This window comes from Enterovirga sp. CN4-39 (genome assembly GCF_049446235.1).
GTDB lineage: Bacteria > Pseudomonadota > Alphaproteobacteria > Rhizobiales > Beijerinckiaceae > Enterovirga.
Genome location: NZ_JBMSEF010000003.1, coordinates 129,701 through 143,521, shown reverse-complemented (window position 1 = coordinate 143,521; position 13,821 = coordinate 129,701). Strand labels below are relative to the sequence as shown.

Sequence of the window (13,821 nt, the reverse complement as noted above, 5' to 3'; positions counted from 1 at the left end):
CTCCATGGCCGATACGAGAGAAAGCAACTACCAGGGCGTCTTCGACGGGACTGTCGGCTTCGGCCAGAAGCCGGCCGTCATCGTGATCGACCTGATCCGCGCCTATACGACGCCCGGCGAAGCCTTCTACGCCGATGGCGTCGTCAGCGCCGTGCGCGAGTCCGTCGAACTCCTGGCGACGTGCCGCGAGGCAGGGGTGCCGATCATCTACACGAAGGTGCTCTACCACCCGAACGGGGCCGATGGCGGGCTCTTCGTGCGCAAGGTGCCGGCCCTTCGCAAGCTCGTCGCCGGCGAGCCGATGGCCGAGATCGACCCATTGATTCCGCCGGCCGCCGACGACCTCGTCATCGCGAAGAACTACCCGAGCTGCTTCTTCGGCACGACCCTCGCCTCGACGCTGTTCAGCCTCGGCGTCGACACCACGATCCTCATCGGCTGCTCCACCAGCGGCTGCGTTCGGGCGACGGCCATCGATGCCATCCAGTACGGTTTCCGCGTGGTGGTGCCGCGTGAATGCGTCGGCGACCGCCACGACGGCCCGCACGACGCGAACCTCTTCGACATCAACGCAAAGTACGGCGACGTGCTGCCCAAGAGCGAAGTGATCGGCCTGGTGCGCAAGCTCGGCACCTCGCCTGCGCTCGCGGCCTGAACAACCCCAGGGAGGAGACATCATGAGCGACGAAATCCGCGTCTACTGGCAGACCGGCTGCACGAGCTGCCTGCGCACGAAGGAATTTCTGACCCGCCACGGCGTGCCCTTCGCCTCGCGGAACGTGCTGGAGGACGAGACCGCCTTCGAGGAGCTGTCCCGCTTCGGACTGCGCCAGGTTCCCATCGTCACGCGGGGAGACAAATGGGCCAACGGTCAGGTCCTGGCCGATGTCGCCCGCCTGGCCGGGATCCAGCTCGGCGAGCAGAAGCTCATCGCGGTCGACGACCTCGCCCGGCGGCTCACCGCGATCCTGGCCGCGGCCGACCGCTACTTCGTGCAGCTGCCGGACGACCAGCTCGCGGCGCAGCTGCCGAACCGGCCGCGCAGCTATGCGGACCTGACCTACCATATCTTCAACATCGCGGACGCCTTCCTGGAGCACGACGAGGGCATTCCGCTCACCTACGAATCCTACAACCGTGTTCCGCCGCCCGGGATGACCACCAAGGCCGACATCCTGGCCTACGGCCGCGACGTCCAGGAACGGCTCGCGGCCTGGTTCGCGGCTAAATCGGCCGCAGCGGCCTGGACGGCGAAAGCCGACGTCTATTACGGCGAGCAGACGCTGCATCAGTTCCTGGAACGGACGACGTGGCATTCCGGCCAGCACACCCGGCAGCTTGCCTGGGTCCTGGAGCGCCTCGGCATCGCGCCCGACGGCGCGCTCGGCAAGGATGTCTTCGAGGGGCTGCCGATGCCCGAGAAGGTCTGGGACGACGAACGCCAGGCCGCCTGAAGGCCCGGCCTTTACCCCACCAGAATCGGCTCGATCGACCTCCACGGTCGATCGAGCGCTGGCTTACGTTCCGCGAAACCTCGGCAACGAAACGCTCCTGTCACTCCGTAGCGACGGCTGAGCGCGCGAGCGGAGCTGCGCTTTCGACGACGAGGTCAGCTTCTCGCTGCGCGCGCTCGGGCTGCCCGGCCCGGCAAGCGAGTTCAACGGGCTCTGGAATGCCCGCACCGACGCCGTGCTGACGATGTACCACGACGAGGGGCAGATCGCGATAAAGCTGCCCGGCTTCGAGCGCGGCGTGACCCTGCTCGGCGGCTTGCCCTTTCCAATCTGCACGCCGGCCCATGGCTCGGCCTACGACATCGCCGGCCAGGGCGTTGCGCATCCCGGCGCCACCCGCAACGCGATCCTGCTCGCCGGCCGCATCGCGGCCTCAAGCCTGGAGGGCGCGCCCGCCGGCCCCGAAGCCGCCCGCGGTTTCGGCTGAAGGGAGGCGTTGTGCAGCGATCATCCTGAAGGGAAATCGGCAGACGAATTCACCAGTTGCCGTTAATCAGGCCCACCACTCGGGGGCTGATCGTCAGGGGCGGTGCGAAGATCCTGGGTGGATTGGAGTTCAGGATCATCCGATCGTCTTTCGCCGTTTTTCCTGCATCCGCCGTGGGGAAAATCGTGAAGCCGTCAGCATTCGGGCCCGTTGCGCTGTGCTCGTCGTTAGACAGGCCCGTCGCGTGGATCAGCTCGTGGAAGGCGATGAAATTCAGGATGTTCGGGCCGGCATCGCGCTGACCGCCGGTTGCGCTCATCTGCGGTTTGTCCGGCACGGTTATGAAGGCGCGCCTTATCAGGTGTGGGCCGCCGAAGGACCTCTTCAGCGTCTGCGTCGATCCGTGCAGGCTGGTCCCCGAAAAGTTCACGACCTGGCCGGCCTTGTCCGTGAGCGTGAACGTCGTTCCGTGTGCCTGGTTGGTTATCGTGCCCCGGCCCATGTTGAATTGTACTTCGACTCCGTCCTCGCCGTCCGGCGGAATGGCCTGCGCGTTGTTCGGAATGGCGAATGTCACATTCAGTTTCAGGTTGTTGAACGCTACGATCGAGGTCTTCAGGGCGTCGAGCCAGCCCTTTGAAAGCTTGGCACTGGGAAACACGTTGAGCACTTTGCCGTTTCGGATGCTGGTTTCCCAGGCGACGACTGCCATGGCGATACTCCAGTATATCAGAATGGCCGCCTGAGCCCGATCCTTCCGCCCCGGACGGAAAGGTTTCTTACCGAGAAATGTCGATCGAGCTGCGGCTCATCCAGCTGACAGAAGCAATGATCGACCTCGATCTGAGTCTTGCTTTCGGATGCGAACATCTCGGCATCGAGCGCCGCCATGGTCATTTTGCCGACGATGTTGTCGGCCTGTGTCTGGTAGCTTCTGTTGACGATGTCGCGCTTCTGCTTGAATTTCAGAACTGCCGCAGCAGTCCGACCCCCGAACTGGCCGTCGGCAGATAGCTGAGCGTCATCGAGCTGGTTTAGGGCGAGCTGGATCTTCTTGACATGATCCCCCGAGGCCCCCTGCATGATGTGATCGGGGTCGGAGACCGCTGCCGCCTCGAGCTTTGTATCGCCCGCGAGCAATTTGGAACGCAGTGCCATCGGCTCGCCCTCCACCACATCGCGTCTAGGAGGCTAGCCCATCGAAGTCGTTTGTCCAGTGCTCCAGTTTGGATCAGTCAAAATAGTCTAATCTCACCAGTGGTCGGCGCAAGAGCCGAAGACGCGGCGTGCGTCATGGGGGAACCCCGACTAGACGAGTTGTGGTGTCGACCCGGCATCCTGGGCGTCCCGCCAATCGCGCGCGCCGCCTCTGCTTCTTTTCAGCGGATAAGACCTCTCTTCGCGAGGTTCGACATCAGGGCTGAGATCCCGAAGGTCCACGGCTCGCAATCGTGCGTGTGGCGCATCCGGTTCACGAGGCGCCCGAGCCCGGGCGCGGCGATCTCGACGACATCGCCGGGGTGATGGGTGAAGCCGAGTCCCGGCTCGCCGCGATCCTGGGTCGGAGCGAACATCGTCCCGAGAAACAGCACGAAACCATCCGGGTATTGGTGGTTCGGCCCGATCGTCTGCCGGACGAGGTCCTCCGGATCGCGGCTGATCTGCAAAATGGAGGATGTGCCCTCCATCAGGAAGCCGTCCTCGCCGCGGACGGTCAGCGACACCGTCGTGCCGCGCACGTCGTCCAGGCTGAACGTCCTATCGAAGAAGCGCAGGAAGGGGCCGATCGCGCAGGACGCCGTGTTGTCCTTCGCCTTGGAGAGCAGCAGCGCCGAGCGCCCCTCGACGTCGCGGAGGTTGACGTCGTTCCCGAGGGTCGCCCCGGTGATCCGCCCGTCTGGCGCGACCACGAGCACGACCTCCGGCTCGGGATTGTTCCAGGTCGATTTCGGGTCGAGCCCGGCATCCGTCAGAGTCCCGGTCGAGGCCAGCACGGGAACCTTCGTGAAGACCTCGGCATCAGGTCCGATCCCGACCTCGAGATACTGGCTCCAGGCGCCCTGATCGACGAGGACCTGCTTCAGCGACATCGCGGCCGGGGAGCCGGGCTGGAGCTTCGACAGGTCGTCGCCGATGATGCGCCGCACCTCTTCCCGGATCGTGGCGGCAGCATCGGGGTTGCCGCGGGCACGCTCCTCGATCACGCGCTCCAGCATCGAGGTGGCGAAGGTGACGCCCGCCGCCTTGACGACCTGGAGATCAATCGGCGCGAGGAGATGCGGCTTCCCGGGATCGCGCGTCTCCGGAGGGGTGTTCCGGAGCGCATCCTCCAGGCTGCAGGCGCGCTCGCCGGTCGCAGCACGAAGCGCGGCCGCCGGATCGGACTCGGCCGCCAGCGCTGCCATCGTCGGGTATGCCGCCGAGATGTCGCGCAGCCCGTCCTCCCGGACCGCTACGACGGAGGGCCCGATAGCAGGTCGCCAGAGCCGCGCGGCGAGCGCTCCCCGGTAGCCGTCATCCGGCAGCGCCAGCTTCGGTTCGGCCCAGTTTCTCAGTTCCATCGGATCACCTCGTTCCCTCGGCGTGCCTGGAAGCGGCCTTGAGCACGGCGAGGCCGTTCGCGAAATGCGGACGGATCAGCGATGCCAACCGCTCTCCGTCTCGCGCTCTCAGGGCCGCAAGCATTTCCTCGTGCTCCCGCACGGCCTCCGGCCAGCGGGTCCGCCCGAGCACGTTCGGCAGGTATTTCGCACGCCGGACCTGATGGTTGAGGCGGGTCCAGGTGTCGATCAGGACGGGGTTGTCGGAGGCCTGGACCACGGCCTCGTGGATCTGCTGGTTGATCTCGAAATAGGCCGCGAGGTCGGAACGCGCGTGATGGGCCACCATGGCTTCGTGCAGGGCCCCGACGCGCCCGACCTCCTGATCCGAGATCCGCGGGCAAGCCAGCCGCGCGGCCAGCTCTTCCAGCACGATCACGACCTCGTAGAGGGCCTCGCAGCCGGCAAGATCGAGTTCCGCGACCACCGCGCTCCGATTGGGCAGAAGCCCAACGAGGCCTTCCGACGCCAGGACCTTGACGGCCTCGCGGAGCGGGGTCCTCGAGACCCCGAGCACGGCGCAGAGCTCCACCTCCTTCAGCCGAGTGCCGGGCGCGAGCTGGCCCGACACGATCATCTCCCGCAAGGCCGCGACCGCATTGCCGTGCCGCTCGCCCTTGCGTGGCGTGCGCGCCCGCAGCTGCGCGCCGGCCCAGTCGAGGGCCTCTGACCGCGCGTTCACGGGGTTGCCCAATTGGCGGATGACGGCCCTGTCATCGCAGCATCTTCGGGAGCCAGAGCGTCAGCTCCGGGAAATACGTGATGATCGCAAGGGACACGAAGAGGGGCACGTAGAAGGGTATCAGGGCCTTCAGGATCGCGGGCATCGGCGCCTTGGCGATATCCGCGATCAGGAACAGCGCGAGCCCCATCGGCGGCGTCAGGATGCCGATCATCAGGTTGAAGATGACGACGATCCCGAGATGGACGGGATCGACGCCCGCCATCGTCAGCGGCGTCGCGATCAGCGGCACGACCAGTAGCGTGGCGGTGGTCGAATCAATGAACATGCCGACGACCAGCAGCATGAGGTTCACGATGAGCAGCAACATCATCGGGTCGGTCGAGATCGACAGGATGGTGCGCGTGAAGGTCTGCGGCAGCTGCTCGATGGTCAGGATCCAGCCGAACAGGGCAGCGGCGGACACGATGATGAGGATGGCGGCCGTGCTCTTGACCGTATCGAAGAGCGCGAAGCGGAGGCGCGGCCAGCTCAAGCCGCCGTAGAAGACCATCGCGATCAGGACGACATAGGCGACCGTGATCGAGGCGGCCTCGGTCGGCGTGAAGAAGCCCAGCAGCATTCCCCCGACCAGAAGGACCGGCGCGAACAGGGCCGGCGCGGCTGGCACGAAGGTCCGCCAGACCTCGCCGAGGGTCGGCCACCGCGCCGAGCGCGGATGGCCGTACTTCCTGGCGAGCACCGCGACCGTCACCATCAGCAGCCCGACGTAGAGAAGCGCCGGCACGATGCCGCCGATCAGAAGCTGGACGATCGAGACCGACGTAACGGAGCCGTAGATGATGATCGGGATCGAGGGCGGGAAAATCGGCCCGACGACCGCGGACGCGCAGGTGATCGCTCCCGCGTAAGCCCGCGTGAAGCCGGCCCGCACCATCGCGCGGACCTCGATCCGGCCGAGCCCGCCGATATCGGCGAGGGCTGCCCCCGACACGCCCGAGAATATCAGCGAACCGATCACGTTCACCTGGGCGAGGCCGCCTGGCACCCGACCGGCAAGCGTGTGAGCGAAGCGGTAGATGTCGCTCGTGATGCCCGACTGATTCATCAGGCTGCCGACGAAGATGAAGACCGGGACGGCCACGAGCGGGAAGCTGTCCAGCGCGTAGGTCATGCGCTGCGCGACGAGTTCCAGCGGAATGTCGGCGATCAGCACGTAGAGGATCGCCGGGACGGCGATCGCGACGACGACCGGGAAGCCGAAGACGAACAGGACCGCGAAGGCCAGGATGACGGTGAGGGCCATCGTGTCGGCTCAGTGACGGAGCTCGGCCGGGAGGTCGAGTTCCTCCTCCGGCTCATGCTCTCCCGGGAACGTGACGTAGAGCGGCTGTCCCCGAACCGCCTTCAGGAACTGCAATGCGCATTCCAGCGTCGTCATCGTCAGACCCGCGAAGGCGGCCCCGAGGAAGATCCAGTAGGGAATGCCGAGGGTCGGCGTCGCGTTGTCCAGATTGGCCCGGATGGCGACGAGGCTGGAGAAGGCCGCGATCCCGAAGGCGATCACGGCCGTCGCCGCAATGGCGAGCTTCACGGCTCGGACGAAGCCCGCCGGCAGGAAGCCCAGGAACTCCTCCATGCGGATGTTGGCGCCCGCTGACACCACGTATGGGAGCGCAACGAACACCGTGCAGATGAGCATGAACCGCGCGAGTTCCTCCGCGCCTACGATCGGACTCGAGAACACCTCGCGCGCGACCACCTGGATGAAGGGCAGCGCCACCATGGCGACGAGCATCGCGAGGCTGCCCCACCGGAACACCCAGCGCAGCGGCTCGAGCGCCCTGTCGATCGAGAAGTGACGGCTGTCGACCGCCGCCATGGCCGGCAACGCGTCGATGCTTGAGACGTGAGTTGTCACCGGGCGATCACCATTTCGCTGAACTCTCCCGGCCGGATCCGGGCCGGGAGCGGGCTCGCTTCGCGCGGCTCTGCCGAGCAGGCTCTGGCGTCGCTCTCAGCTTCCCGCCTTCACGGCCGAGATGCGCTCGATGTAAGGGCCCCAGCTCGGGAAGTCGGTCTTGATCTGCGCGCTCACGGCCTTGCGGAAATCCTCGATCTTGAGCCCATCCTTCTCGGTGACGAAGGTCATGCCCTTCTTCTTCAGCTCGTCGATGAGCTGCGTCTCGGCCGCTTCGCCGAGCTTCAGCGTCTCGGCCCCGACATCGGCCGCGACCTTCTCGATCACCGCCCGGTCCGCAGCCGGGATGGATTGCCAGGTGCGCTCGTTGATGAAGACCGGCAGCACGTTCTGCATGTGGCTCGTCAGCATGACGTGTGTCTGCACTTCGTAGAGCTTGTTGGCGTTGATCATGGTGAGCGGGTTTTCCTGCCCGATCACCATCCCGGTCATGAGCGCCGTCGGCAGTTCGCCTACCTCCACGGGCGTCGGGATCGCGCCCATGCCCTTGATCATCGAGGTCCAGAGCTGCAGCGGCACGCCGCGGAAGCGCTTGTCCTTCAAGTCGGCTGGCGAATACACGGCCATCTTGGCCGTCATCTGCCGAGCGCCCCTGTAGAGCCGGCCGATGATCCGGATATTGGCGGATGCCACGAGCTTCCCCGAGATTTCCTTCATCACCTCCGAGCTTTGCGGGTCCGTGGCCGCCATCGCGTGCCGGCCGTCCCGGTAGTTGAATGGCGCGGCGAACACCGCGACCTCCGGCACGAGCCGGGCCAGGGAGGCGAATTCGTGATGTGCGAGCGGGATCGCGCCCGACCGCACGCCGTCGATCGTCTCCTGCACGCCGCCGAGCTGGGAATTCGGGAAGACCTGGACGACGACGCGGCCCTGCGTCTCCGCATTGACGCGCTTGGCGAACTCGTCCGCGTACCAATGCTGGATGTCGCCCTCCGAGCCGACATGGGCATAGCGGATGCGAACCTGAGCCTCGGACGGGGCCGCAAAGCCGATAAGGGCCGCGAGCGCCAGGGCGGCGCTCACGAACTGGCGTCGTGACATGGCGTTCCTCCAGCTCGCATTTTTTTGCTCGACCAGTACTGGCCGGCGGCGCGAGACGGACATAGGCTTGCATGCAAGACGGCGGTTGTGAAGGGCCTCGACGCCCGCGCCGACCAGGGAGGAAAGGATGCGGCGCGGCTATCGTCGTGAAGCAACGGACGTGGTCGCGCGATGATCGAGGTGCGCCAGATCGTCGATCCGCACCACCATTTCTGGGATCTCGGCCGCAACTACCATCCGTGGCTGAGCGACCCGGAACAGATCCCGTTCCGCTATGGCGACTACTCGGCGCTTCGCCGGGACTACCTCCCGGCGGAGTACCGGCGTGATACGGCCGGCTTCCGCGTCCTCTCCACCGTGCATTGCGAGGCAGAGTGGAACCCCGCCGACCCGTTGGGCGAGACGCGCTGGCTCGAGTCGGTGAAGGCGGAGTACGGTCTCCCATCCGCCTGCATCGCCCAGGCCTGGCTGGATCGCCCGGATGCCGAGGAGGTCCTGGCTGCCCAGGCCGCCTCGACGCTCGTGCGGGGCATCCGGCACAAGCCCAAATCGGCAGCCTCCCCGGACGCCGCGAGGCGGGGGGGGCCGGGATCGATGGATGATCCCGGCTGGCGGAAGGGCTACGCCCTGCTCGAGCAACTCGGCCTGTCCTTCGACCTCCAGACGCCCTGGTGGCATCTCGACGCCGCCGCCGACCTCGCCCGCGACTTTCCGGACACCCAGATCGTCATCAACCACACGGGACTTCCGGCCGATCGATCCCCTCAAGGTCTAGCGGGCTGGCGGCATGGGCTGGAGCGCGTCGCCGACGCCCCCAATGTCGCCCTCAAGATCTCCGGCCTCGGACGCCCGGGACTTCCCTGGACGCTCGAAGCGAACGGCCCGGTCATCCGCGATGCGATCGCGATCTTCGGCGTGCCGCGCTGCATGTTCGCCAGCAACTTCCCGGTCGACAGCCTGTGCGGTTCCTTCGCGGACATATTCAGCGGCTTCGCGGCAGCGGTTTCCGACCGGCCCGAGGGGGAGCAGGCAGCGCTGTTCCGCGACAACGCACTTCGCATCTACCGGCTCTGAAAGGACGGCCTCATGGCGGATATCGGCTTCATCGGACTCGGCCTCATGGGCGCGGGCTTCACGAAGCGCCTCGTCTCCTGCGGGCACCGCGTCATCGGCTATGATGCCGAGCCGGCCCGGATCAGCGAGGCGCAGCGGTGGGGCGTCGTGCCGGCCGGCTCTGCCTCCGAGGCAGCATCAGCGGCAAGCCTCGTTTTCGTCTGCGTCACCACCTCGGCGGCGGTCCGCGAGGTGGTCCTCGGGCTTGCCGCGAACGGCGCTCTCGCGGGCAAGACGGTTATAGACGTTTCGACCACCGAGATGGGCATCACGCACGAGATCGCCGCAGCCGTGGCCGCCGCAGGCGGGGCCTTCATCGATGCTCCTGTCTCGGGAGGCCCGCCCGCTGCCGAGGCCGGCACGCTTGCCATCATGGCAGGAGGCGAAGCAGGAGCGGTCGAAAGCGCGCGCCCGGTGCTCGAGCAGCTCGGCCTTGCCACCAATATGGGTCCGACGGGCGCCGGCCAGGCGACGAAGCTCGTGAACCAGGCCCTCTGCCTCACCAATTACGTCATCTGCGCCGAGGGCCTCCGCCTCGCCGAAGCCTATGGCGTCGACGCATCCCGCATCCCGGCTGCGCTTGCGCCGGGGCTCGGCAACTCGGCCGTGCTGCAGGCGATCTTTCCCCGCATGGTCACGCAGGATTACGCGCCCCGCGGCTACGCGAGGCAGATCCTGAAGGATCTCGAGCTCGTGCACGAGGCGAGCCGCGCCCAACATCTCGCGATGCCGATGCTGTCCCAGGCGCTGACCATGTTCAGGCTCCTAGTTGCGCAGGGAAAGAGCGAGCTCGACGGGGCGGCGATCGCCACTCTCCTGCCAGAACCCGGCGCGCATTGAGCACGGCCGAGGTCTGGCGCCTCAAGGCCGCGGCAACGCGCTCCGCAGCCTCGCGAACGCCTTGTTCTTGACGCCGACGAGGGTGGGTGGAGGGAGGCGGTCGGCGGCTTCGGACCGTGGCTCGCCGTCCGGGGTCAGAACACTGACCAGGATCTCGCCGTCAGTGTAGTAGCGGTCACCCTCGCCGTTTCGCCCGAACAGGGTCGGTCCAACGCCGGAGATGGTGTAGCGCCTCTCGACCATCCCGGTCGCCTCGAGGTTGGCCGCCAGGAGTTCGCGCTCGGCATCGATGTCGGGCGCGATATGGTGCGTGACCGCCCCGGTAAGGTGGGACAGCCCCACACTCCGGTCGAAGGTCGCCGAGCCGAGCCAAACCGGGCGCCCCTCCTGCCCGGTTTCCAGCACCTTCCAGAACCGAACGTGGTTCCGTCGGTCCGGGCTCGTCGCCGCGGGCTTCTCGAACGCCAGATCCTCCCGCCGCCCGTCATAGAAGAGCGGGCTGACCGGAGCGTCCCGGTAGGGCCTGTCGAGCAGCACGCTGCCGACGATCTCGATGCTGGTCCGCCAGGTGATCGGGTCGGCCGCAAACCAGCCGGCAGCCGTCATGGCGCGGACGACCTCCTCGCGGGATCCGACCAGCCCGACATTCAGCGGATCTCCCGGGATGCCCTGGGCCGTTGCGGTGACCATCGGCAGGCGCGCGAGGCCGCGCTGATGCTCGTAATGCGTCCAGGCCCAAGGCAACAGCAGGTAGGCCGTCGCGCCGTAGACCATCAGCAGGGAGACGGACCCGATCGCGAGGCGCCGCGAACGCCGGCGCCGGTGCGCCGCGCGGCCTGCGGATATGGCGGAACGGGGACGAATAATGCTGCCCTCTTCGCGCGTTGTTCCCCCGCAGCGCCGCACGGGCGGCGCAATGCGAACCGGCGGCTGTGGGACAGCATATCGGATCGCCCGCGATAAGCGATCTCCGGTATCCTGGCCTGCCGGCCGGCGATGCTGGGCCGGACCGAGGAGAAGGCGCGATGGCAGACGGCTACCACAAAGACAGGCTCGGGGACCGTCTCCTCCAGCCCGAAACCCTGATGGTCGGATACGGCTATGACCCGAAGCTCTCGGAGGGCGCCGTCAAGCCGCCTGTCTTCCTGACCTCGACCTTCGTGTTCAACTCGGCCGAGCACGGCAAGGAGTTCTTCGACTACGTGGCCGGACGGCGCGAACCGGAGCAGGGACGGGCAGCCGGGCTGGTCTATTCGCGCTTCAACCACCCCAATGCGGAGATCGTCGAAGACAGATTGGCCGCCTACGAGCGGGCGGAGGCAGGCCTCCTGTTCTCCTCGGGAATGTCCGCGATCGCCACGACCATCCTGGCCTTCGCCAAGCCCGGCGATGTGATCCTGCACTCGCAGCCTCTCTACGGTGGCACCGAGACGCTGATCGCCAAGACGCTCGCCGGCTTCGGAATGCACGCCGTCGGCTTTCATGACGGCACGGACGAGGGCGCCGTCAGGGAAGCCGCGGAGGCTGCCCTGCGCCTCGGCCCGGTCGCGGTCGTGATGATCGAGACGCCCTCGAACCCCCTGAATACGCTGGTGGACATCCGCATGGTCCGGCGCGTTGCCGATGAGATCGAGCGGCGCCAGGGCGGGCGTCGGCCCATGGTCCTGTGCGACAACACGCTTCTCGGCCCGGCCTTCCAGCGGCCGCTGGATCACGGAGCGGACGTCTCGCTCTATTCGCTGACCAAATATGTAGGCGGGCATTCCGACCTCATCGCCGGTGCGGCGCTCGGCTCGAAGGAGACGCTCCGCCCCATCCGCCTGCTGCGCTCGGCAATCGGCACGCAGCTCGATCCGCATTCGTGCTGGATGCTGGGACGCTCGCTGGAGACCCTCGCACTCCGGATGGAGAAGGCGAACCGCAATGCCGAGCTGGTCGCCGCAATGCTGGCGTCTCACCCCGCGGTCGGCCGCGTCCACCACCTCAGCCACGTTTCCGGGGAACGGGTTCGCGAAGTCTACGAGGCTCAATGCACCGCAGCCGGATCGACCTTCTCGTTCGACGTGAAGGGGAGCGAGGCCGAGGCATTTCGCGTCCTGAATGCCCTCCAGCTCTTCAAGCTCGCCGTGAGCCTCGGAGGCACCGAGTCGCTGGCCAGCCACCCCGCCTCAACGACGCATTCGGGCGTGCCGAAGAGCGTGCGCGACCGGTTGGGCGTGACCGACGCGACGATTCGCGTCTCGATCGGGATCGAGCACCCGGACGACCTCATCGCCGACCTGACGCAGGCTCTCGCGAGCTGAGTGCGGGGTTCGGGCTCTGCGCCCTACGCGGGCCCGGGTCACGCCTCCAGCGCCGAAGCCAAGCGCAACGGCGTTGAGCGCTCACACCGTGACGCGATTCCGGGGGATCAGCCGGGAGCGGAGCGGGAGGTCCTGTCGCCAAAGCACTGACTTCCGCTTCGCCTCGGGCAGCGGCTTGGCCAACGCCTCCAGCTGCGCGCGCGAATAGGCGGACCGCTCGCAGAAATACGGGTAGCGCGGATTGCGCGAGAAATAGCTGTAGAAGATCGCGCAGCGGTCACGGGCGGTCGGCGGACGGCCGCGATGGTAATGCAGCGCGGTGTCCGAAAAGATGACCGTGCCGGCCTTGCCGGTGCAGCGACTCGCGAAGCTGGCCTCCTGACCCGCCCCGAGGACCGAGAGAATCCGTTCGTCCGTCATGTTCTCGTAGTGAGATCCGTCGATCAGCCTGCCGTATTGGGGCTTGAGGACCTCGTAAGGTCCGGAAGCGTCGTCCACGTCGGTGAAGTAGACGGCCACCTTGACCATGCGAAGATCCTCGCGGTCCTTGTGCCAGAGACGAGGCCCGGCCTGCCGGCCGTCGCTGCGGCTGTAATAGGCGGAGAACCCGTCATACGCCGGTGGCTGGCCGAGATAATCCGATACGATCGACAGGACGCGGTCGTTGAGGCCCCAGTAGAAGATCGCCTCCGCACCCACCAGATCCTCGCGGGTGGCCGTGACGGTATGAACGCCGGCGTGGGCCGGGGCATAAGCGCGCTTCCTGAGCCGCTCGAACAGGTTCTCGCCCGCAATCTGCATCGCGGACGTGCCATCCACGTCGAGCGTATCGAGATCGGTAAGGAAGTATCCCGCCTCCCGCAATCCGGCCGTCGCCTGCATGCTCAGGGGATCTCCGCTATCCGGCGGCCGGGCCTGGAGCGCCATGATAGCATCGCGGGATGGCTTTGAACTGGACCGGAAGGCGAACTCTGAGGGAAGACTGACTGCTTTCTGGAAGATCTTGCGAGCAAATCTCATACTGTTCATCGATGGATCACCCTCGCTCTACCACACCATTCCCGAAGATTGCTTGGAGCTGAAGCACAAGCAACCGGTTCCGAACCAGATCCCGCAGGATCGACTTCATGAACGTCGACAAGTGCTCATCAGTTGCCGGCCGGGCCGGCCAGAGCCCCTGCCCGGCTGCATGCTCGCAAGGTCCTTGCCGCGCATCGCGGAGGGACCCCGATGAGGATGGGGCACGCGCGGCAAGCCGTCTCGGGAACCCCGACGCCCGGTGGCAATTGCAACCACTCGTCGAGTCAGCGCCCCAGTGAG

At 66.6% G+C, this 13,821-nt stretch carries 14 protein-coding genes and 1 pseudogene; 6 read left to right on the top strand and 9 right to left on the bottom strand.

The annotated features are described in order from the left end of the window. The first annotated feature begins 4 nt into the window (after positions 1-4). The 3 genes and pseudogenes from ACO2SS_RS07275 to ACO2SS_RS07265 all read left to right on the top strand — a co-directional run. Complete coding sequence (locus tag ACO2SS_RS07275) at positions 5-655, top strand: isochorismatase family protein (protein ID WP_423276946.1); 651 nt, start codon at positions 5-7, stop codon at positions 653-655. Between the two features lie 22 nt (positions 656-677). Next, complete coding sequence (locus ACO2SS_RS07270) at positions 678-1,454, top strand: DinB family protein (RefSeq protein WP_423276945.1); 777 nt, start codon at positions 678-680, stop codon at positions 1,452-1,454. A 169-nt stretch (positions 1,455-1,623) separates the two neighbouring features. Further along, a pseudogene (locus ACO2SS_RS07265) lies at positions 1,624-1,941 on the top strand (4-hydroxythreonine-4-phosphate dehydrogenase PdxA); the annotation flags it as partial. A gap of 49 nt (positions 1,942-1,990) precedes the next feature. Here ACO2SS_RS07265 and ACO2SS_RS07260 read toward each other — a convergent pair. The 7 genes from ACO2SS_RS07260 to ACO2SS_RS07230 form a co-directional block, all read right to left on the bottom strand. Further along, a complete protein-coding gene (locus ACO2SS_RS07260) occupies positions 1,991-2,653 on the bottom strand; it encodes a hypothetical protein (RefSeq protein ID WP_423276944.1) in 663 nt (220 codons plus the stop codon). A gap of 17 nt (positions 2,654-2,670) precedes the next feature. Further along, positions 2,671-3,099 (bottom strand): peptidoglycan-binding domain-containing protein, encoded by a 429-nt coding sequence (locus ACO2SS_RS07255; RefSeq protein WP_423276943.1) that lies wholly within the window; start codon positions 3,097-3,099, stop codon positions 2,671-2,673. A 221-nt stretch (positions 3,100-3,320) separates the two neighbouring features. After that, a complete protein-coding gene (locus ACO2SS_RS07250; protein ID WP_423276942.1) occupies positions 3,321-4,502 on the bottom strand; it encodes a fumarylacetoacetate hydrolase family protein in 1,182 nt (393 codons plus the stop codon). 4 nt (positions 4,503-4,506) lie between these two features. Further along, entirely contained in the window at positions 4,507-5,223 is a 717-nt protein-coding gene (locus ACO2SS_RS07245) for a GntR family transcriptional regulator (protein ID WP_423276941.1), read from the bottom strand. A 31-nt stretch (positions 5,224-5,254) separates the two neighbouring features. Continuing rightward, positions 5,255-6,529 (bottom strand): TRAP transporter large permease, encoded by a 1,275-nt coding sequence (locus ACO2SS_RS07240; protein WP_423276940.1) that lies wholly within the window; start codon positions 6,527-6,529, stop codon positions 5,255-5,257. 9 nt (positions 6,530-6,538) lie between these two features. Further along, positions 6,539-7,144, bottom strand: coding sequence for a TRAP transporter small permease (locus ACO2SS_RS07235; RefSeq protein ID WP_423276939.1), 606 nt, complete (start codon positions 7,142-7,144; stop codon positions 6,539-6,541). 96 nt (positions 7,145-7,240) lie between these two features. Beyond that, positions 7,241-8,245: a TRAP transporter substrate-binding protein gene (locus tag ACO2SS_RS07230; RefSeq protein WP_423276938.1), complete on the bottom strand. Its 1,005-nt coding sequence runs from the start codon at positions 8,243-8,245 to the stop codon at positions 7,241-7,243. A 171-nt stretch (positions 8,246-8,416) separates the two neighbouring features. Between ACO2SS_RS07230 and ACO2SS_RS07225 the strand changes: the two genes are divergently transcribed. Further along, on the top strand, positions 8,417-9,319 hold the full coding sequence (locus ACO2SS_RS07225; protein ID WP_423276937.1) for an amidohydrolase family protein: 903 nt from the start codon (positions 8,417-8,419) through the stop codon (positions 9,317-9,319). A gap of 12 nt (positions 9,320-9,331) precedes the next feature. Further along, complete coding sequence (locus tag ACO2SS_RS07220) at positions 9,332-10,198, top strand: NAD(P)-dependent oxidoreductase (protein ID WP_423276936.1); 867 nt, start codon at positions 9,332-9,334, stop codon at positions 10,196-10,198. Positions 10,199-10,219: 21 nt separating this feature from the next. Here ACO2SS_RS07220 and ACO2SS_RS07215 read toward each other — a convergent pair whose 3' ends face one another. Beyond that, a complete protein-coding gene (locus ACO2SS_RS07215; protein WP_423276935.1) occupies positions 10,220-10,972 on the bottom strand; it encodes an LssY C-terminal domain-containing protein in 753 nt (250 codons plus the stop codon). Between the two features lie 251 nt (positions 10,973-11,223). Here ACO2SS_RS07215 and ACO2SS_RS07210 point away from each other — a divergent pair, with 251 nt between their 5' ends. After that, positions 11,224-12,501 carry a cystathionine gamma-synthase family protein gene (locus ACO2SS_RS07210; protein WP_423276934.1) on the top strand — a complete coding sequence of 426 codons (1,278 nt, stop codon included), beginning with the start codon at positions 11,224-11,226 and terminating at the stop codon, positions 12,499-12,501. Positions 12,502-12,582: 81 nt separating this feature from the next. On the opposite strand, the gene ACO2SS_RS07205 is transcribed toward ACO2SS_RS07210, so the two are convergent. Continuing rightward, positions 12,583-13,383 carry a hypothetical protein gene (locus ACO2SS_RS07205; RefSeq protein ID WP_423276933.1) on the bottom strand — a complete coding sequence of 267 codons (801 nt, stop codon included), beginning with the start codon at positions 13,381-13,383 and terminating at the stop codon, positions 12,583-12,585. Between the last annotated feature and the right edge of the window lie 438 nt (positions 13,384-13,821).

Bases quoted from the DNA above. Each gene is read 5' to 3' on its own strand.
- ACO2SS_RS07275 (WP_423276946.1), top strand. From the start codon at position 5: ATGGCCGATACGAGAGAAAGCAACTACCAGGGCGTCTTCGACGGGACT.
- ACO2SS_RS07270 (WP_423276945.1), top strand. From the start codon at position 678: ATGAGCGACGAAATCCGCGTCTACTGGCAGACCGGCTGCACGAGCTGC.
- ACO2SS_RS07260 (WP_423276944.1), bottom strand. From the start codon at position 2,653: ATGGCAGTCGTCGCCTGGGAAACCAGCATCCGAAACGGCAAAGTGCTC.
- ACO2SS_RS07255 (WP_423276943.1), bottom strand. From the start codon at position 3,099: ATGGCACTGCGTTCCAAATTGCTCGCGGGCGATACAAAGCTCGAGGCG.
- ACO2SS_RS07250 (WP_423276942.1), bottom strand. From the start codon at position 4,502: ATGGAACTGAGAAACTGGGCCGAACCGAAGCTGGCGCTGCCGGATGAC.
- ACO2SS_RS07240 (WP_423276940.1), bottom strand. From the start codon at position 6,529: ATGGCCCTCACCGTCATCCTGGCCTTCGCGGTCCTGTTCGTCTTCGGC.
- ACO2SS_RS07230 (WP_423276938.1), bottom strand. From the start codon at position 8,245: ATGTCACGACGCCAGTTCGTGAGCGCCGCCCTGGCGCTCGCGGCCCTT.
- ACO2SS_RS07225 (WP_423276937.1), top strand. From the start codon at position 8,417: ATGATCGAGGTGCGCCAGATCGTCGATCCGCACCACCATTTCTGGGAT.
- ACO2SS_RS07220 (WP_423276936.1), top strand. From the start codon at position 9,332: ATGGCGGATATCGGCTTCATCGGACTCGGCCTCATGGGCGCGGGCTTC.
- ACO2SS_RS07215 (WP_423276935.1), bottom strand. From the start codon at position 10,972: ATGGTCTACGGCGCGACGGCCTACCTGCTGTTGCCTTGGGCCTGGACG.
- ACO2SS_RS07210 (WP_423276934.1), top strand. From the start codon at position 11,224: ATGGCAGACGGCTACCACAAAGACAGGCTCGGGGACCGTCTCCTCCAG.
- ACO2SS_RS07205 (WP_423276933.1), bottom strand. From the start codon at position 13,383: ATGCAGGCGACGGCCGGATTGCGGGAGGCGGGATACTTCCTTACCGAT.